General features: G+C 73.8%; 11 protein-coding genes. 3 read left to right on the top strand and 8 right to left on the bottom strand.

The window, feature by feature from the left end; all coding sequences use genetic code 11:
* Positions 1-8: 8 nt before the first annotated feature.
* Complete coding sequence (locus BJ979_RS16815; protein WP_179569685.1) at positions 9-1,289, top strand: MalY/PatB family protein; 1,281 nt, start codon at positions 9-11, stop codon at positions 1,287-1,289.
* Complete coding sequence (locus tag BJ979_RS16810) at positions 1,286-2,629, top strand: O-acetylhomoserine aminocarboxypropyltransferase/cysteine synthase family protein (protein WP_179569683.1); 1,344 nt, start codon at positions 1,286-1,288, stop codon at positions 2,627-2,629. The genes BJ979_RS16815 and BJ979_RS16810 overlap by 4 nt, the downstream gene beginning before the upstream one ends.
* 50 nt (positions 2,630-2,679) lie before the next feature.
* On the opposite strand, the gene BJ979_RS16805 is transcribed toward BJ979_RS16810, so the two are convergent.
* From BJ979_RS16805 to BJ979_RS16795, 3 genes are all read right to left on the bottom strand, one after another.
* Complete coding sequence (locus BJ979_RS16805) at positions 2,680-3,459, bottom strand: DNA-formamidopyrimidine glycosylase family protein (protein ID WP_179569681.1); 780 nt, start codon at positions 3,457-3,459, stop codon at positions 2,680-2,682.
* Positions 3,460-3,498: 39 nt separating this feature from the next.
* Entirely contained in the window at positions 3,499-8,466 is a 4,968-nt protein-coding gene (locus tag BJ979_RS16800; RefSeq protein ID WP_179569679.1) for an Lhr family ATP-dependent helicase, read from the bottom strand.
* An 83-nt stretch (positions 8,467-8,549) separates the two neighbouring features.
* On the bottom strand, positions 8,550-9,191 hold the full coding sequence (locus BJ979_RS16795; RefSeq protein ID WP_343046748.1) for an alpha/beta hydrolase: 642 nt from the start codon (positions 9,189-9,191) through the stop codon (positions 8,550-8,552).
* 329 nt (positions 9,192-9,520) lie between these two features.
* Between BJ979_RS16795 and BJ979_RS16790 the strand changes: the two genes are divergently transcribed.
* Complete coding sequence (locus BJ979_RS16790; RefSeq protein WP_179569677.1) at positions 9,521-10,126, top strand: NUDIX hydrolase family protein; 606 nt, start codon at positions 9,521-9,523, stop codon at positions 10,124-10,126.
* Between the two features lie 114 nt (positions 10,127-10,240).
* Here BJ979_RS16790 and BJ979_RS16785 read toward each other — a convergent pair whose 3' ends face one another.
* From BJ979_RS16785 to BJ979_RS16765, 5 genes are all read right to left on the bottom strand, one after another.
* Positions 10,241-11,470 (bottom strand): LPXTG cell wall anchor domain-containing protein, encoded by a 1,230-nt coding sequence (locus BJ979_RS16785; RefSeq protein ID WP_179569675.1) that lies wholly within the window; start codon positions 11,468-11,470, stop codon positions 10,241-10,243.
* 186 nt (positions 11,471-11,656) lie between these two features.
* Complete coding sequence (locus BJ979_RS16780; RefSeq protein ID WP_179569673.1) at positions 11,657-13,027, bottom strand: hypothetical protein; 1,371 nt, start codon at positions 13,025-13,027, stop codon at positions 11,657-11,659.
* Between the two features lie 231 nt (positions 13,028-13,258).
* A complete protein-coding gene (locus tag BJ979_RS16775; protein WP_179569671.1) occupies positions 13,259-14,452 on the bottom strand; it encodes a hypothetical protein in 1,194 nt (397 codons plus the stop codon).
* A 209-nt stretch (positions 14,453-14,661) separates the two neighbouring features.
* Positions 14,662-16,527 (bottom strand): hypothetical protein, encoded by a 1,866-nt coding sequence (locus BJ979_RS16770; protein ID WP_179569669.1) that lies wholly within the window; start codon positions 16,525-16,527, stop codon positions 14,662-14,664.
* A gap of 227 nt (positions 16,528-16,754) precedes the next feature.
* Positions 16,755-18,710 (bottom strand): hypothetical protein, encoded by a 1,956-nt coding sequence (locus BJ979_RS16765; protein WP_179569667.1) that lies wholly within the window; start codon positions 18,708-18,710, stop codon positions 16,755-16,757.
* Between the last annotated feature and the right edge of the window lie 269 nt (positions 18,711-18,979).

Below are 18,979 nucleotides of genomic sequence, written 5' to 3'. Positions count from 1 at the left end.
ATCCGTCGATGTCTGCGCTGAGCGGTCGCCCCCGCCGCGCGAGCCCCTTCGACCGCATCCCGCGCGACCGGCTCGTCACCCCGACGAGCCGCAAGTGGAGCCTGCACCCCGACACCATCGGCGCCTGGGTGGCCGAGATGGACTACGGCACCGCCCCGACCGTCACCGCCGCCCTGCACGACGCGATCGAGGCCGGCGTGCTCGGCTACCTCTCGCCGTCGAGCGCCCACGAGATGGCTGCCGCGACCTCCGAATACCTGGCCGACAGCTACGGCTGGCGGGTGGATGCGCACCGCATCCACCACGTCTCGGACGTCATGACCGCGCTCGGCGTCGTCATCCGCGACTTCAGCGCCCCCGACTCGGCCGTGATCGTGCCGACTCCCGCCTACATGCCCTTCCTCACCTATCCGCCGACGCTCGGCCGCGAGGTGATCCAGGTCGACGGGATCGTGCGCGACGGCCGCTGGCAGCACGACCTGGACGCGATCGACGCGGCCTTCGCGGCCGGCGCCGGCACGCTCGTGCTCTGCAACCCGCACAATCCCACCGGCGTCGTGCTCAGCCGAGAGGAGCTGCTCGCGATCAGCGAGGTCGTCGAGCGGCATGGCGGGCGCGTCTTCGCCGACGAGATCCACGCGCCGCTGATCTACCCGGGCCAGCAGCACATCCCCTATGCCTCGATCTCCGAGGCCGCGGCCCGCCACACGATCACCGGAACCAGCGCCTCGAAGGCGTGGAACATCCCCGGGCTCAAGACGGCGCAGCTGATCACCTCGAACGACGACGACGAAGCCGTGTACCAGCGCTTCGGCTTCGCGGTCATGCACGGCGCCGCGACGCCCGGCGTGATCGCGACGACCGCCGCCTACCGCGACGGCCGCGAGTGGCTCGGCGAGGTCGTCGACTACCTCGACGACAACCGCCGCCTGCTCGCCGACCTGCTCGCCGAGCACCTGCCCGAGGTCGGCTACCGCGTGCCCGACGCGACCTACATCGCCTGGCTCGACCTGCGCGACCTCGGCCTGCCGCTGCCCCTCGCCGACTTCCTGCGCGAGGAGGCCGGCGTCACCCTCACCGACGGCGCGCTCTGCGGGCGCGACTTCGCCGGCTGGGCGCGGCTCGTCTTCGCGATGCCGGCGCCGATCCTCGAGCAGGCCGTGATCGCGATCGCGGATGCGGTGCGGCGGCACCGCGGGCCCGGCCGGGCCGCCGCGGCCCCGGCCGTCGTCGCAGCGGCGCCCGCCGTCACCCCCGCACCCGCCGCACCCGCCCAGGAGACCCGATGACCGACGAGACGACCGCCCCGGCTCCCACCGCGGTGAGCGACGACGCCGCGCCCGCCGTGAGCGGTGCCGCGCCCGAGTGGCGCTTCGACACCCGCCAGGTGCACGCCGGCGAGTACCGCGACACCCCCGCCGGGGCGCGCATCCCGCCGATCACGCTCACCGCCGGCTACTGGTTCGACTCGCTCGACGACGCCAAGGGCCGCTTCTCGGCCGAGAACGACGGGCTCATCTACTCGCGGCAGGTCAACCCGACCGGTCGCGTCGCCGAGCAGCGCATCAGCTCGCTCGAGGGCGGTGTCGACACGATCCTCGTCTCCTCCGGGCAGGCGGCCATCACCTCGGCGCTGTTCGCGCTCGTGCAGTCGGGCGAGCGCTTCGTGTCGAGCGCGAGCATCTACAGCGGAACGCGCATCCTGTTCGGCCGCAGCTTCGCGCGCATGGGCGTCGGGGTCGACTACGTCTGGGATCCGGATGACGAGGCCGCCTGGGATGCCGCGATCACGCCCGAGACGAAGGCGATCTTCACCGAGACGATCCCGAACCCGAAGAACGACATCGTCGACATCCCATTGCTCGCCCGCGTCGCCGAGCGGCACGGGCTGCCGCTCATCGTCGACAACACGATCGCCTCGCCGTACCTGATCCGGCCCTTCGAGCACGGCGCGCACGTGGTCGTGCACTCGTCGACGAAGTTCCTCACCGGCCACGGCGCCGTCATCTCCGGCGCGATCGTCGACGGCGGCACCTTCGACTGGGCGAACGCGTCGCGCGACTACCCGCTCATCACCACCGCGCCCGGCGGACGCCGCTCCTCGCTCGAGCGCGCCGGCCGCCGCGCCTACGCCGTCACGACCCGGGAGGCCGTCGTCAACGACATCGGGCCCTCGCTGTCGCCGTTCAACGCCTTCCTCGTCGCGCAGGGCATCGAGACGCTGTCGCTGCGCATGGAGCGCCACCTCGCCAGCACCGCGACGATCGTGTCGTGGCTGCGCGAGCATCCGCGCGTCGTGTCGGTCGACTACGCCGGGCAGCCGGGGGATGCGCGCCACGAGCTCGCGCAGAAGCTCTACGGCGGGCGCACCGGCTCGGTGTTCGCGTTCACGGTCGACGGCGGCGAGGCAGGAGCGGCGCGCGTGCTCGAGCGGCTGCGGCTGATCAGCCACATGACGAACATCGGCGACGTGCGCTCGATGGCGCTGCACCCGGCGACGACGACGCACCTCTCCTTCGACGAGGAGCTGCAGCGCCGCCTCGGCATCGTGCCCGGACTGATCCGCCTGTCGGTCGGCACCGAGGACGTGCGCGACCTCATCGCCGACCTGGAGCAGGCCCTGGCCTGAGCGCGAGCCCGAGCCCGGACTCGGGCTTCGATCGGTGCCGGAGCAGGACGTCAGGTCTGGCAGCTCGGGCACCAGTAGACGACGCGCTCGGTGAGCTCGTCGGCGCCGAGCTCGCCCTGACGGATGCGGGTTCCGCAGCGCAGGCAGGGACGCCCGCGGCGGCCGTAGACCCAGGTGCGGCGGCCGGGGCGCATGTCGCCGGTCGTCACGCGCTCCTGGCGGTCGCGGTTGACGGTGATGAGGCGGTGGGCGAGGGCGATGAGGCCGGGCAGATCGTCCACCTCGCCCATCGGCCGATGCGGGTCGATGCCGCGCAGGAACAGCAGCTCGTTCGCGTAGACGTTGCCGAGGCCGGCGAGGTTGCGCTGGTCGAGCACGGCGACGAAGGCGGAGCGCTCGGCGTCGGCGCGCAGGTTCTGCTCGGCGACGTCAGCGTCCCAGTCGGGGCCGAGCAGGTCGGGGCCGAGATAGCCGACCGTCGCGTGCTCCTCGTCGCGACGGATCAGCTCGGTGATGCCGAGCGCGAAGCCGACCGATTGCAGGCTGTCGGTGCTGAGGATGACGCGGGCCTGGTGCGCCGGACGCTGCCACTTCTCGCCGGGCCGGTACACCCGCCAGATGCCCTCCATCTTGAGGTGGGTGTGCAGTGTGTAGTCGCCGATGCGGTGCAGCAGGTGCTTGCCGCGAGCGACGACCTCGTGCACGGTCTCGCCACTGAGGTCGGCGGTCGCGAAGCCGGGGACCCGGAAGTCGGATGCGGTCAGCACCTGTCCGGCCAGGGCGCGATTCTGCTCGCGCGCGGCCCGGAAGACGGTGTCACCCTCGGGCATCGCTGCCTCCGCTGCCCGTGCGGCGTGCGTCGTGACGGCTCATGCGCGCAGCCGCAGACCCTGCGGCGTGGTCGCGAAACCGGCGCCGCCGAGTGCGTCGCCGAGCGGAGTGCCGACGGCGAACTCGCCGTCGATCTTCTCGACGCGCAGGGTTCCGCCGGCGGCGCGGATCGTGTCGGCGAGGGCCTGCGCGGCGACCGCGAGGCGCGCGTCGTCGGCGTCGGCCGTGCTCGAGGCGGCCGCGCCGGGGTGCCCGGGGCGGTCGGCACCGCCCGCCGGACCGGAGCCCGCCGGACCGGAGCCAGGCGCATCGCCCGAGCCGGGGCCCGCCGACGTCGGCAGCCCGAAAGTGAGCACCGTCTTGCCGCCGCGCTCGACGTAGATCGCGAGTCGCCCATCCACCATCACCACCATCGCCCCGGCCTTGCGCCCGGGCCGGTGGTTCGTGTGCCCCTCGGGCCAGGCGAGGGCCGCGCCGTAGGCGTTGGCGGGGTCGGTCGCGGCGAGCACGACCGCGCTCGGCGGCGTCTCGTCGTCGGGGTCGCGGCTGAAGCTGCGCAGTCGGTCGACCGTCGCGGGGGTGGCGAACTGGGCCGCGCCGAGCTGCTCGACGAAGTAGCCGCGGCGCACGCGTCCGGTCTCCTCGAGGCTCGAGAGCACGCGGTAGGCGGTGCTGAAGCCGCCGCGCACGCCCTCGGCGGCGACCGCTCCGCGCGTCACGACGCCGTGCCGCTCGAGCAGCTGCTCGGCGATCGCGGTCGCCCGGATCGTGCTGTCGGACTCGGCGGCGGGCAGCAGGCTCCAGCGCCCGCTCAGCGTCGGCGGCGCCGTCATCGCGATCGCGGCGGCCGCAGCCCGGGCAGCGCCGTACTTCGAGCGTCCGCGGTAGCCGCGGGCCCGGGGCGCCGCACGCGAGCGCACGGGGCTCGCCCCGAGCCGCGCGCGCAGCGGGGCGACGGTGTCGTTGCCGACGATGCCGGCCCAGACGAGATCCCAGAGCGCCGTCGCCAGGTCTTTGTCGTCGACGGGCTGCCCGTCGATCGGTCCGACCGCGGTCGCGAGCTGGCGGAAGAAGTACGCCCCGCCCATCACGAGGATCTCCTGCAGTCGGTCGTGCAGCGGCGTGCGGTCGAACTCGCCGGGTTCGGCGAGCGTGAGCGGCGCCGTGTCGGCGAGGTGGAACGCGACCCAGCCGTCACCGCCCGAGAGCTCGCCCTTGCCCGACCAGACGACCTCGCCGGTCGTCGTCAGCTCATCCAGCCAGGCGGGCGTGTAGTCGCGCACCCGAGCCGGCAGCACGAGGCTCTCCCACGCGGAGGCGGGCAGGGCGACACCCGCGAGCTGGTCGATCGCCTGCACGAGTCCGTCGATGCCGCGCAGCCCGGCGGAGGCTCCGGATCCGCGGCGGCCGATGTGCTGCCACTCGGGCAGGAAGCGCGCGAGGGCGTCCTGCGCGACCGGCTCGACCTCCTGCCGCAGCGCGGCGAGCGAGCGGCTGCGCAGGCGGCGCAGCACCTCGGCGTCGACCCACTCGGTTCCGCTCGCGCCCGGGCGGAACTCGCCTTCTGCCACGCGGCGGTCGGCGCCGAGGCGGCGCAGCGCGTCCTGCACGACCGCGACGCCGAGCCCCAGCCGGCCCGCGGCTTCCGCGACCGTGAACGGCCCGTGGGTGCGCGCGTAGCGGCTGACCAGGTCGCCGACGGGATCGGGCACCGGGTCGAGGAAGGCGCTCGGCACCCCGATCGGCAGCGGCACGCCGATCGCGTCGCGCAGCCGCGCCGCATCCTCGACGCCGGCCCAGCGCTCCTCGCCCGCGATGCCGGCGCGGATCACCCGGTTCGCCCGGGCGAAGGCGACCATCGCGGCCTCGATGCCCGCCGCATCCAGTCCCGAGCCCGAACCGTCGCCCGAGCCGTCCGGTGTCCGCGTGCGCGCCGCCAGCTCGTCGGTCGTCAGCGGCCCGAGCAGCCGCAGCAGGTCGACGAGCCCCTCGGCATCCTTCGCCTTGCGGTCGTCGGCGAGACGCTGCAGCTCGGCCTCGGTCTGCGCGATGACCGTGTCGTCGAGCAGTTCGCGCAGCTCTGCGCGGCCGAGCAGCTCGGCCAGCAGCGAGGGGTCGAGGCTCAGTGCGGCGGCGCGGCGCTCGGCGAGCGGGCTGTCGCCCTCGTACATGAACGCGGCGACGTAGCCGAACAGCAGCGTGCGGGCGAAGGGCGACGGGCTCTCGGTCTGCACCTCGACCAGCCGCACCCGGCGCTGCGCGATGTCGTTCGTCAGGGTCGCGAGCGACGGCAGGTCGTAGACGTCTTGCAATACCTCGCGCACGGTCTCGAGGATGATCGGGAAGCTCGGATACTTGCGGGCCACCTCGAGCAGCTGGGCGCTGCGCTGGCGCTGCTGCCAGAGCGGCGAGCGGCGGCCCGGGTTGTAGCGCGGCAGGAGCAGGGCGCGGGCGGCGCACTCGCGGAAGCGCGCGGCGAAGAGCGCCGATCCGCCGACCTCGTCGGTCACCAGCTGCTCGAGCTCGTCGTGCTCGAAGACGAAGAGCTCGGCGCCGGGCGGGTCGGCATCCGTGTCGGGCAGACGCACGACGATGCCGTCGTCGCCGGCCATCGCCGAGCCGTCGACGCCGAGTCGCTCGCGGATGCGCGCGGTCACCGCGAGAGCCCACGGTGCGTGCACGGGCATGCCGTAGGGGGAATGCAGCACGAGCCGCCAGTCGCCGAGCTCGTCGCGGAAGCGCTCGACCAGCAAGGTCTTGTCGGTCGGCACCGTGCCGGTGTGCTGCTTCTGCTCGGCGACGAAGGCGCGCAGATTGCCGACCGCCCAGTCGTCGAGCCCGGCCTCGTCGAGGCGCTCGCCCAGTCCGCCGCCGCTCTCGGCGGCGAGCTCGGCCGTGAAGGCGCCGATCGCGCGGCCCAGCTCGGCGGGGCGGCCGAGTCCGTCGCCCTTCCAGAACGGCACGCGACCCGGCTGGCCGAAGGCGGGGGAGACGAGCACTCGGTCGGAGGTGATCTCCTCGATGCGCCAGCTCGTCGCACCGAGCGCGAAGACGTCGCCGACGCGCGACTCGTAGACCATCTCCTCGTCGAGCTCGCCGACGCGGCGCGCCCCGTCCTCGGTGCCGACGATGAAGACGCCGAAGAGCCCGCGGTCGGGGATCGTGCCGCCGCTCGTCACGGCGAGGCGCTGCGCTCCCGGGCGTCCGGTGATCGTGCCGGCCACGCGATCCCACACGATGCGCGGGCGCAGCTCCGCGAACTCGTCGCTCGGGTACCGTCCGCTCAGCAGGTCGAGCGTCGCCTCGTAGGCGCTGCGCGGCAGCGTCGCGAACGGCGCGCTGCGTCGCACGGTCTCGAACCACTCCTCGACGTCGAGCTCGTCGAGCGCGACCGCGGCGACGGTCTGCTGGGCGAGGATGTCGAGCGGATTCTGCGGCACCTGCAGCGCCTCGATGAGCCCGGTGCGCATCCGCTCGGCCGCCACCGTCGTGTGCAGCAGGTCGGCGCGGTGCTTGGGGAACATCACCCCGGTCGAGATCTCGCCGACCTGGTGCCCGGCGCGGCCGATGCGCTGCAGCCCGCTCGCGACGCTCGGCGGCGACTCGACCTGGATCACCAGGTCGACGGCGCCCATGTCGATGCCGAGCTCGAGCGAGCTCGTCGCGACGACGCAGCGCAGCCGGCCCGACTTGAGGTCGTCTTCGATGACGGCGCGCTGCTCTTTGCTCACCGAGCCGTGGTGTGCGCGAGCGAGAACCGGGCCGTCGTCGCCCAGCTCGCCGACCGACTGATCCGGCGCGAGCTGGGTGGATGCGCCGGTCACCCCCGATCCGCCGATCGCCTCCGCGGGGAAGCGGCGCGAGGTCGAGACGGATGCGGCGCGAGCACGCACCTCGGCGGCGGCGCGCGAGCGGGCCTCGACCGCGCCGGCCGCTTCGGCGACCGCGACGCCGGCCGGCACGGGATCGGCGCCGGCGCCCGCATCCGCGCCCGCCTCCCACTCGGCCGAACCCGCCGCCTCGGCCAACCGCTCCTCGTAGACCTCGTTGAGCCGCGCCGTCAGTCGCTCGGCCAGTCGCCTCGAGTTGGCGAACACGATCGTCGAGCGGTGCGCGAGCACCTCGTCGACGATGCGCGCATCCACGTGCGGCCAGATCGAGCCCGCGCTCTGCAGACCGGTCTCGTCCGCCTCGCCGGGCCCCGCATCCACCGGATCGGCGCTGCGCACGCCGAGCTCGGTCATATCCTCGACCGGAACGACGACGCTGAGGTCGAAGGTCTTCTCGATCGGCGGGGCGACGATCTCGACCGGGGCCGTGCCGCCGAGGAAGCGCGCGACCTCCTCGCGCGGGCGCACGGTCGCCGAGAGGCCGATGCGCTGCGCCGGCTTCTCGAGCAGGGCGTCGAGCCGTTCGAGCGAGACGGCGAGGTGGGCGCCGCGCTTGGTCGCCGCGACGGCGTGCACCTCGTCGAGGATGATCGTGTCGACCTGCGTCAGCGTCTCGCGCGCCGCGCTCGTGAGCATGAGGAAGAGCGACTCGGGCGTCGTGATGAGGATGTCCGGGGGCTCGCGCTGCAGCAGCCGCCGGTCGGCGGAGGTCGTGTCGCCGCTGCGCACGCCGACCGTGATCGTCGGCGGCGTCTCGCCGAGCCGCTTGGCGGTCTGGGTGATGCCGACGAGCGGGGCGCGCAGGTTGCGCTCGACGTCGACGCCGAGCGCCTTGAGCGGCGAGATGTAGAGCACGCGGGTGCGGTGCCGACGATCCTCCGGCGGCGGGCTGGAGGCGAGGCGGTCGAGCGACCAGAGGAACGCCGAGAGCGTCTTGCCCGAGCCGGTCGGCGCGACGACGAGCGCGTTCGAGCCCGAGGAGATCGCCGTCCAGGCGCCGGCCTGCGCGGCCGTCGGCGAGCGGAACGCGCCCGCGAACCAGGTGCGCGTCGCCGGGGAGAAGCGGTCGAGCACTGCCGCGCGGTCAGCGTCGACGGGCTCGCGCTTCTCGGACATGCTCACATCCTGGCAACTGCCGCCGACACGCGCCGACGCTGCTCACCGGGCATCCAGGCGCCGAGCCCGGTGCGAGAGCCCGCTCAGCCGAGCCGTGCCGCGATGAAGGCCGAGATGTCGGCGAGCTCCTGCGGCGCCACGCCGTGCCCGAGCCCCGGGTAGACGCGCTCGGTGAGCGTCGTGTGGGTCGCGAGCCAGGGGATGCTCCACTCCACCGACGTCGACGGGATCACCGCATCGGCGCCGCCGCGACCCCAGAACACCGGCGGCGGCAGCTCGCGCAGCCGCGCATCCCCGTCGTGCTCCTCGCGGGGCACGTAGCCGCTCAGCGCGACCGCGTAGTCGAAGCGGCGCGGCTCCTGGCGCAGCATCTGCGTCGCGACCATCGCCCCCTGGCTGAAGCCGAGCAGGCCGACGCCGGCGCCCGTGTCGGTCTCGGCGTCGAGCCAGGCGAGCACCGCGTCCGCGGCGGCGTCGGCGACCTCACGGGAGACGTCGCCGGGCGTGTATCCGCCGCGCGGGAACCACGAGAATCCGGGGCCGTCGGCGATCGGCGCGCGCACGGACGCCACGGTCACGTTCAACGGCAGGTGCGGTGAGAGGCCGAACAGATCGCCCTCGTGCGAGCCCATGCCGTGCAGCAGCACGAGCAGCGGGCGGCCGGCGCGCTCGGCCCCGGGGGTGCTCCAGAGCACGGCGTCGCGGTCGATCGTCAGCTTCGTCACGCTGTCGACCCTAGGTCGTGCATGCGACGTCGCGCCGGGCCCCGGTGCCGGCCGCGTCGTGTAGCCGTCCCGGCGGTCCCAACCCCCGCGGCCAGACCATCTCACGGAGTTGCTGTGACTGGCGGGGCTGGCGAGCAACATCAGCCTCACGGGTTACAGCGACTCCTTGAGATGGTCCTGGTCGGGGCGGACGGATGCGCCGCACGTCCCGCGCAGCACGCGCCCGCCGCGACCCACACCTCCTCGCGCACCACATCGCGCCCCGACCCGCGCGGGTCCAGCGGCCAGCCGTCCGCACGGCTGCGCCTCCGCATCCGTACGATCTGTGTATGGCGAACGTGGGCACCCCCGACCGACCCGGCAACCCCGATGACGGCCTGGGCGACGGCCTGGGTGACGGCGCGGGCGAGCCGGAGCCGAACTCGGCCTGGCTGAGCGATCTCGAGCTCGCCGACATCCGCCGCCGGCTGCCGCTGCTCTACGTCGAGGCGGTTCCGGTGCGGGTCGACGGCCTCGGCGTCGTGACGAGCGTCGGCGTGCTGCTGCGCGCGAACGACGTCGGGCAGATCACCCGCACCCTCGTCAGTGGCCGCGTCATGTACGGCGAGACCCTGCGCGACGCCCTCTTCCGCCACCTCGAGAAGGACCTCGGCCCGATGGCGTTCCCGCAGCTGCCGCCGAGCCCGGTGCCGTTCCAGGTCGCCGAGTACTTCCCCATCCCGGGTCTCTCGGCCTTCGTGGATGAGCGCCAGCACGCCGTCTCGCTCGCCTACGTCGTGCCGGTCACGGGCACCTGCGAGCCGCGGCAGGACGCGCTCGAGCTGACCTGGATGACGCCGGCCGAAGCCTCGTCGCCCGAGGTGCACGCCGAGATGGAGGGCGGACGCGGCACGCTGCTGCGCGCGGCCCTCGCCTCGGTGGGCGTGCTCGGCTGAGCGGCAGCAGCGGCACCCGCGTCGTGACCAGCGCGGGTGGACACACGACGAGGGCCGGCCATCCGAATGGATGACCGGCCCTCGTGCTCTGTCAGCTGACCCGCTGTCGGCGGCTCACGCCTCCGTGCGGATGGCGCGCACCGCGCGCACGCGGCGCACCGTGATCAGCGCGGCGCCCGCCAGCAGCAAGGCCGCGGCGATGCCGAGCGGCAGGTCCGCGTCCGATCCGGTCGAGGCGAGCGTGCGCGGCGAGACCGCGGCGGCCAGGCTGGCCCCGACGCGGAACTCGGAGCTGCCGATCTGCGCGCCGGAGTCGTCGATCACCGCGAGGTGGTGCAGCCCGTCGGCGAGGCCGGCGTTCTCGAGCGACCAGGTGGCGGTGCCGGTCGGGGAGACCTGGGCCCAGCCGAGGCCGACCGGGCTCGAGAAGGCGTAGCCGTAGACCCACTGGCCGGCGGCGGCGCCCGGAACCTTCGCGACGAGCGCCCCGTTGACGACTTGGGCGGTCACGCCGCCCGTGCTGGCACTCGTCGGCTCGGCGGGAGCGGACGGAGCACCGCTGTTGGTCCGGCCCTCGGCCGCGCCGACGACGGCGGGCAGCAGGTAGCCGTGGTAGGTCGGCAGCACGAGCACCTGGTACGGCATGCCGTTCTGCAGCGGGGCCTGGGTGATGGTGGCCGGGGTGGGGCCGTCGTCGCCGCCGTAGACGTAACTGGCCGATCCGCCGCCGCGCACGGTGGCGCCGCCCGCGGCGAATCCGACCTGGGCGACCCCGGCGAAGGTCTGCTGACCGTCGACCAGACCGCTCGGCTGGTAGGCGAGCACCGCGAAGCCCTCGACGTAGCCGGCCCACTCATCGAGGGCCTCCGGGTCGACGGTCCAGGTGACGGTGAAGCCGGGGTCGTGGTAGCCGACCGGCGTGATCGAGGTGATCTTCACGGGGAAGTCCGACGTGTCGGGGTCTCCGTCGCCGAACTCCCCGTCGCCCTCATCGGCAGGGATCGGGTCGTTCGCGTCGGGCGAGTCCCCGGCGTTCGAGTCGGCGCCCGTCGGCGTCCCGGTCGTGTCCGCCGTGCTGGTCCCGGAGCCCGCGCTCGACTCGGCGGAGCCGGCGTCGTTGCTCGGGGCGTCGGCGCCCGCAGCGCTCTGACCGCCGGCGTCGCTGCCGCTGTCGGTGCTGTCGGGGGTGCCGGTTCCGGTGCCGGTCGCGCCGGACTCGGCGCCGGTCGCGCCGGTCGTGTCGCCGGCGGTCGTCGCGGCCGAGGCCATGGTGGCGCCGAGCGGCGAGAGCGCGAGCGCGGCGGCGACGCCGAGCCCGAGCAGGCTGGTGCTGATCTTCGTCATGGGGTGCTTTCTCTGTGATGCAGGGGTGCCGAGTCCGGGGGATTCCTCGCTAACTCAGCGGTTTCTCAGGTTACGCCAGCTGGACCGGACGGTCCACGCCCGCGAACGGGGGTGAGCATGAAAGGACGGGCCGGAGCTCGAGAGCGTCCGACCCGTCCCTCCGCGCGGTGACGTGCGGACCGTGGTTCAGGCCTCCGTGCGTGCCGAGCGCGCGTCACGCAGACGGCGAACCGTGATCAGCGCGGCGCCGGCGATCAGCAGCGCGATCGCAGTGCTGAGCGGCAGATCCGCCTCGGTGCCGGTCTCGGCCAGGCGCGTCGGCCCGGTCGAGCCGCCGGCGGTGCCGACGCTGAATGCCACCGAGCCGATGCCCCAGCCGGTGTTGTCGAGCACGGCGAGGTGGTGCACGCCGGGTGCGAGGCCCGCTCCGGCGAGGCTGAAGGTCGCCGTGCGGTCGGCGGAGACCTGGGCCCAGCCGAGTCCGGTCGGTGTCGAGAACGCGTAGCCGAACACCCACGATCCGGGCGACGCCGCCGGGACGTAGGCGGTGAGCGTGCTTCCGCTGACCTTCGCGGTGACTCCGTAGGTGTCGCCGGTCGGCTGGGCGGGTGCGGGCGGGGTCTGGATCGCGGAGGTCGTGATCTGACCCTCGGCGGTCTCGCCGATCGGCGCCGGGCCATTGCTGTAGGGGTACACGCGCACGTCGAAGGTCATCCCGTTCGGGATGGACAGCCCGCGCTCGACGCGGCCGTCGGCGTGATACCGGTTGATCTCCGAGAACGAGAAGAATCGCGACGCCGCACCGATCTGGTAGTCGACCGCGTAGACGGACTCGCTGTCGGCGCCGGGATCCTGCTGGGTGAGGCTGACGTACCAGCCGGCGTGAGTCTCCGGCCGCGGGGTGCTGTAGCTCCACTTCACCACCACGGTCGGGTCGTGGAAGTTCGTCGACGACGTGGAGACGATGACGGGCGAGGCGGTGATCGGAGCGTAGGCGGTCACGGTGCTCGGGTCGCTCAGGGTCTCGCCATCGGAGCCGATCGTGTTCACGGTCACGCTGAACTCGTCGCCGTAGGCCCAGGCGGCGGGCAGTTCGACTGTCTCCTCGGCGAAGAAGCCGTCGTCGCTCTGTGCCGGCTCGGAGAAGTCCTGGGTTGCGAGCACGGCAGGGGAGCCGGCCCGGGTGACGGTGACCCGGAAACTCGCCGGGGCCGCCGCGAGCTCCCATCCGACCGCGAGCGCCGTCGAGGGGCGGTCGCTGCCGAAGCCGGCGTAGACCTGCTGGGGCGCCTCGGGCTTCTCTGCAGGATCGGCGGCGACGGCTGCGCCGCCGGCGCCGCTCGGGCTGCCGGCTCCGCTCGCGCCGCCGGCGCTGCTCTCCGACTTCGCGGCGGGATCGGCGGTGACGTCGACGTTCGATTCGCTCTCGGCGGGGGTCTGCGCGGCGCTGCCACTGCCCTCCGCCGTCTCGGCGAGGGCGCCGGTGGCGACCAGCGGCGAGGTGACGAGGGCTGCGGTGAGGCTGACGCCCAGGAGGGCGCGGAGAGATCTGTTCACGGGATGCCGTTCTGGCGAGAGCTCGCCGTCGCCGAGATATTCCGGTGTCGGAATGCGGTCTCAGTGCTGATACGGAAGGTGAGGATCCTCCCGTTTCGCTCATTCAATCACCCGCTGCAGACGAGCGAGGATGCCCCCGTTCGGGGGTGGTCCGGCGACACGCGAAGGGGCCGGCCATCCGCATCGGATGACCGGCCCCTTCGTGTCGCCAGCCGGGTGGCTCGGCTCGCCTCAGCCCTGCGCGCGGGCCGCGCGCGCCCGGCGCACGACGAGCAGCGTGAGGCCGGCGAGCAGCAGCGCCCCGGCGGCGCCGAGCGGCAGCGCCGCGTCCGATCCGGTCGCGGCGAGGGCGCGCACCGCGGTCGGGCTGGTTGCTCCGACGGTGAAGGCGGCGGTGCCGATCACGTTGCCGTCGCCGTCGAGCACGGCGAGGTGGTGGATGCCGTCGGCCAGTCCGGCGGTCGCGAGGCTGAAGCTCGCGGTGCCGGTGGGCGACACGGTCGCCCAGCCGAGCGCGGTCGGGGTCGAGAACGCGTAGCCGTAGACCTCGGTGCCCGCGGCGACGCCGTTCAGACTCGCCGTGACGACGCCGTCCTTGATGGTCGCGGTGACGCCGTTGGTGCTCGCGGCCGTCGGCTCGACCGGGGCCGGCGGGGTGGCGTCGAGGGTCGTGCCGGTGCCGTAGGCCAGGCCCACGGGGACGACTCGGCCGTGGTACGCCGGCGTGACGATCACGGTGTACTCGGCGTCGTTGGCCAGGGGCGCCTGCGAGATCGGCAGCGCCTGTCCCGCGTCGGGGTCGATGCCGGTCAGCACCTCGGCGGATCCGCCGCCGCGCACGACGCCGCTCGTCGCGGAGCGCGGGAAGAACGCGGCGCCGACGAACGGGCTCTCCTCGCTCGAGTCGTCGGAGTCGTCGTCGCCCTCGTCATCGGCGGCCGCGTCGACCGACGGTGCGGCGCGCACCACGATGACGGCCCAGCCGTCGATGGCGATGTCGCTGTTGTCGTCGAAGGGCGTCGTGACGATGTTCCACGTCACTCGCAGGCCGGGGTTGCGGTAGCCGTAGCCGGTGACCGAGGTGACGCCGTTCGCGTCCTCGCCGTCGGAGTTCTCGTCATCCGAGTCCTCGTCGTCGCCGGCGTCCTCGTCGACCGAGTCGTCGCTCGGCTCGGCGGAGGGGCTGGGGCTCGTCGAGGGGCTCGGGGCGGCCGAGGGGCTGGCCGAGGAGCCGGGGGTGTCGACCGCCTCGTTCGCGTCGTTCGAGTCGTTCGTCTCGTCGACGACGAGGTCGGGGTTCGCGCTGGTGCTCGGCTGCTCGGTCGGGGTCTCGTCGACCGCGAGCGCCATGCTCGCGCCGATCGGCGAGAGCACGAGCGCGGCGGCGAGGCCGAGTCCGAGGATGCCGTTCGTCTTCTTGTTCACGTCGGGTGCCGTTCTGACGGCATGCTGCCGCCGGGTTTCGGGTGAGGAAGGCCGGCGACGCCGATTCGGGCGGAGTCGGTCACAGCCTTTTCTCAGACATTAGGGATGCTCGCCACGCGCGGGCATCCCCCGAACGGGGGCGGATCGTCGCCGGAGACGCCGAACGGGGCCGGCCCCGAGGGACCGACCCCGTCTCGCTGTGCTGAAGCTCAGCCGTGCGAGCGCACCGTGCGCACGCGACGCAGCGCGACCAGCGTGACGCCGGCGAGCACGAGCAGCGCGGCGGCGCCGAGCGGAGCCGAGGCGTCCGCACCGGTGCTCGCGAGCTGCGCGGTGGTGACGGCGGCCGGCGCGACGCCGACCGTGAACGCGGCCGAGCCGACGAGCGCGCCCGACTCATCCAGCACCGCGAGGTGGTGCGTGCCGTTCGCCAGTCCGGCGGCGGCGATGCTCCACGACGCGGTTCCGGCGTCGGACACCTGGGTCCAGCCGAGGCCGACCGGGCTCGAGAACGCCCATCCGTACACCCACTGGCCGGGCTTCGCGCCCGGGATGACGGCGGTGATGGTCGTGCCGGTCACCGAGGCGGTCACGCCGCCGGTGCTGGCGGCGGTCGGCTCGACGGGAGCCGGCGGGGCGTAGCTCAGCGTGGTCACGGTCGCCACATCGGAGCTGCCGAGCACGTCGGAGTTCTCGTCCTCGGCGAGCACGAGCACGTACAGCTCGGTCGAGTTCGGCAGGCTGCGGCCGCCGAGCGTCTCGTCGAAGACGTCGACGCTCTCGCCGCCGCGCAGGGTCGCCGACGTCGCGCCGGCCGGCACGCGCACGACCGAGTAGAAGGCGTCGCCGCTGTTCTGCGCGGCCGGGTTGATGACCGCGACGAGCCACGAGCTCACTCGCTCGTCGGCGGTCGCATCCCAGCTCACCGAGACGGTCGGCACGCGGTAGCCGGAGGTCGTCGCGGAGGTGATCGACACGGTCACGCCGTCGGGCGACGACACGGTGCCGGTTCCGGCGTCGCCCCAGGTCGCGCCGCCGTCGTTGCTGGCCTCGACCGAGACATCCCAGGTCTGGTCGTAGCCGCGGGCGACGGAGAAGGTGTAGCTGCTGCCGAAGATGGCGCCCCGCGCGACGGGGATGAGCTGGCGAGCCGGCACGATGGCGACCTGCGGCAGGCCGTCGCCGCTGTCGAGCGTCACGCGGTAGAGGTCGCGCGACATGTCGATCGACGTGAAGGTCGGGTGGATGTCCCCGTCAGTCACGCCCCAGTCGTCGGGCTGGCTCCAGTTCACGGTGACCGATGCGCTTCCCTCGTCGTCGACGCTGTACGCGCCCTCGACGCCGAGCGGCGCGCTCGGTGGACGCGGCGACTCCGGCGAGAAGCCGGTGCCGGTGGCGACCTCGCTGACGAGGCCCTGTTCGTTCTCGGCCGTGACGGAGATGTCCCAGACCTTGTCGTAGCCGGCGGCGACCGTGAAGGGCGCGCCGTTCCACCACAGGCTGCCGGCCGGTGCGTCAGCGGGCACGGTCACGGTCTGCGCGTCGCTCGCGTCGGCCCGATCGGTGATCGTCACGTGGTACTCGGCCAGCGGCGAGCTGCCCGATTCGGCGGGCGTCAGCCACTGCGCCCAGAGGGTGGGGCCGTCGGCCGACCAGTAGCCGTAGACGTAGCCGGGTCGCGAGGGCGCCTTCTCGGGCGCGTTCACGACGGGGTCCTGCTCGTTCGAGGTCGGAGGCTGGGTGCCGGTGCCGGCGTCGCCGGGGTCGGTGTTCCCGGCGCCGGTGCTCCCGCCCGCGTTCGGGTCGGTGACCCCGCCGGCCGGCGGCGCCTCGTCGCCCGAGTTCGATGCCGGGGGAGTCGAGCCGGACTGGCCGCTCGAGGTGTCGGGCGTCGGCGTCGTCGTCGTGTCGCTCGAGTCGGTCGTGGTGGTCGAGGCGGAGCTGTTCGACGTCGTGTTCGTCGTCGTGTCCGCGGGAGTGTCGCCGTCGGCCAGCGCGATCGTCGCCCCGAGGGGCGAGAGCGCGAGGACGGTGGCGACGCCCAGGCCGAGGAGGCCGGTGGTCGTCTTCTTCACGTGAGTGCCGTTCCGGCGGTGCAGCCGCCATGATGCGAAAGGGAGTCCGCGCGTGTCCGATCGCCGACGGCGACCCGGACACAGCGCTTTCTCAGACAGTAGGCAGGGCGGTGCACAAGTCGGTACGCCCCGTACTGGGGTGAATATCCGTCGTCATCGGCGACGGGTGCGACGCGCGACGAACGGGGCCGACCCCGGAGGATCGACCCCGTTCCCGAGTCGACGACTCAGGTCTGCTTGCGGGCCGACCTCGCCCGGCGCAGCGCGACGAGCGCGCATCCGCCGAGCACCAGCAGCGCGGCCGCGCCGAGCGGGGCCGTCGGGTCGGCGCCGGTGCTGGCCAGCTGGGCACGCGTCGCCGCGTCGTTCGCGGCCGCCGGGGCGACGCCGACCGAGAACGCGGACGAGCCGAGCACCGATCCGTCGTCGGCGAGCACCGCGAGCTGGTGCGCGCCGTTCGCGAGGCCGGCGCCGGCCAGGCTCCAGGATGCGGTGCCGGCGTTCGTCACCTGCGCCCAGCCGAGTCCGATCGGACTCGAGAAGGCGTAGCCGTAGACCCACTCGCCCGGCTTCGCTGAGGGCACGCGGGCCGTGATCGTCGAGCCCGACACGGTGGCGGTCACGCCGCCCGTGCTCGAGCCGCTGGGCGCGGCAGGCGGCGGCGGCGTCGACGACGGCGTCGTCACCAGCACGGGAGCGGATGCGCCGAGCGCCTCGAGATCGGGACCCTCCGCGACGACGACCACGACGAGCCGGGCGTCGTTCGGCAGCGGCTTGCCGCCGACCGTCAGACCGAGCTCCGTCAGTGATTCCCCGCCGTGCAGCGTCACCGTGCGGGCCGCGGCCGGCACGCGGGTGGCCGCGACGACGACCTCGCCGAGGGTGGTGGCGTCGACGTTCGCGACGACCACGATCCACGACCCCACGCGCTCCGTGCCGCTGGCGCTCCAGCTCACCGAGACCGTCGGCGAGTGGTGGCCGGATGCGGTCGCCGAGGTGATCGCGACATCCACCTCGCTCTCGCCCACGAGCGGCGAGACGACCGTCGTCGACGCAGCCGGGCCCCAGCTCTGGCCGGAGTCGTTGCTCGCCTCCACGGCGACGCTCCAGGTCTCGCCGGGGCTGACGGGCACGTCGAAGCCGCGCGACCAGCTGAGCGGACCGCTCGGCGAGTCGCCCCAGACCTCGTCGGCGTCGAAGGTCATGGTCTGCGGCGCACCGGGGCCGCTGACGAGTGTCACCCGGAACAGGAACGACGATCGACCCTGACCGCCCTCGGGATCGTCGCTCGCGGCGGTGACGCCCAGGTCGGCGGGCGCCCGCCACGTCACGCCCACGTGCGCGTCGCCGTCCTCGTCGAGTCCGTAGACGCCGACCACCGCGGTCGGCGCGCTCGGCGCCCGCGGTGCGGGGGCGCTGCTCACCGTCGTCGTCGCAGCCGGTCCTGTCGTCTGGCCGCCGTCGTTGCTCGCGTCGACCGCGACCGTCCAGCTCGCCCCGGCCGTCGCCGGGACGTCGAACACGCGCGTCCAGCTGAGCGGCTCCTCCGGGCTGTCGTTCCAGGCCTCGTCGGCCTCGAGGGTGACGGTCTGCGGCGAGCCCGGTCCGCTGGTCAACGAGACCTGGAACAGGAAGCTCGATCGGCCCTGACCTCCCTCGGGGTCCCCGTTCGAGCCGGTGACGCCGAGATCGGCCGGGGCCTTCCACGTGACGGTGACGTGCGCCTGGCCGGCCTCGTCGACGCTGTAGGCGCCGGAGAGACCCCGGGGCGCGGTCGGCGGCCGGCCCTCGCGCGGCGGTTCGGACGGCGAACCCGAGGGTGTCGCCGAGGGGCTGGACGACGGGGAGGCGGATGGGCCGTCGCGCGGTGCGTCGGGTGCCGGCTTCGACGCCGGGTCGGGTGCCGCCTTCGCGTCCGGTTCGGGCTGCGGGTCGGGAGACGGCGCCGGATCGGGTGCGGCCGCAGCCGCCCGGCCGGACTCCGGGGCGGCATCGCCCGCGGGGGCCTCGATCGGTGCGGGGGAGTAGGCGGGCGGCGCCGTCGCCGCCTCGGCCTGCTGCTGCGTGGCGGCCGCGCCGCCGGGGTCGACCTCGTCGGCCAGCGCCGGTGCCGCCCCGAGGGACGTGAGCGCGAGCAGCGAGGCGACTCCGAGCGCGGTCAGGGCGTTCTTCATCGTGGTCATGTCTGTGCCGTTCTGGCGGTGCGTCCGCCATCGACGAGTGGGGGAGAGTCAGCCGGACCCCGGGGGGAGGGGAGAGCGCCGGCACGGCGTGCACAGAAGAGACTTCGAATCCTCAGGTGTGCCGACTATCCCCCTGCCGTCGGCGCGGCGGGATCCGTGCCAGCCCTGAGGAACGCGCGCGATGGTGCGACCGGCGCGACCGATCGCCGAGCCGCTCGCCGAGCCGCTCGCCGAGCCGCTCGGCTCCGACGCGGAGTCGCGTGCGGTCC

The sequence above is a fragment of the Schumannella luteola genome, assembly GCF_013408685.1.
Lineage (GTDB): Bacteria > Actinomycetota > Actinomycetes > Actinomycetales > Microbacteriaceae > Schumannella > Schumannella luteola.
This window is presented reverse-complemented; position numbering and strand designations above follow the sequence as displayed.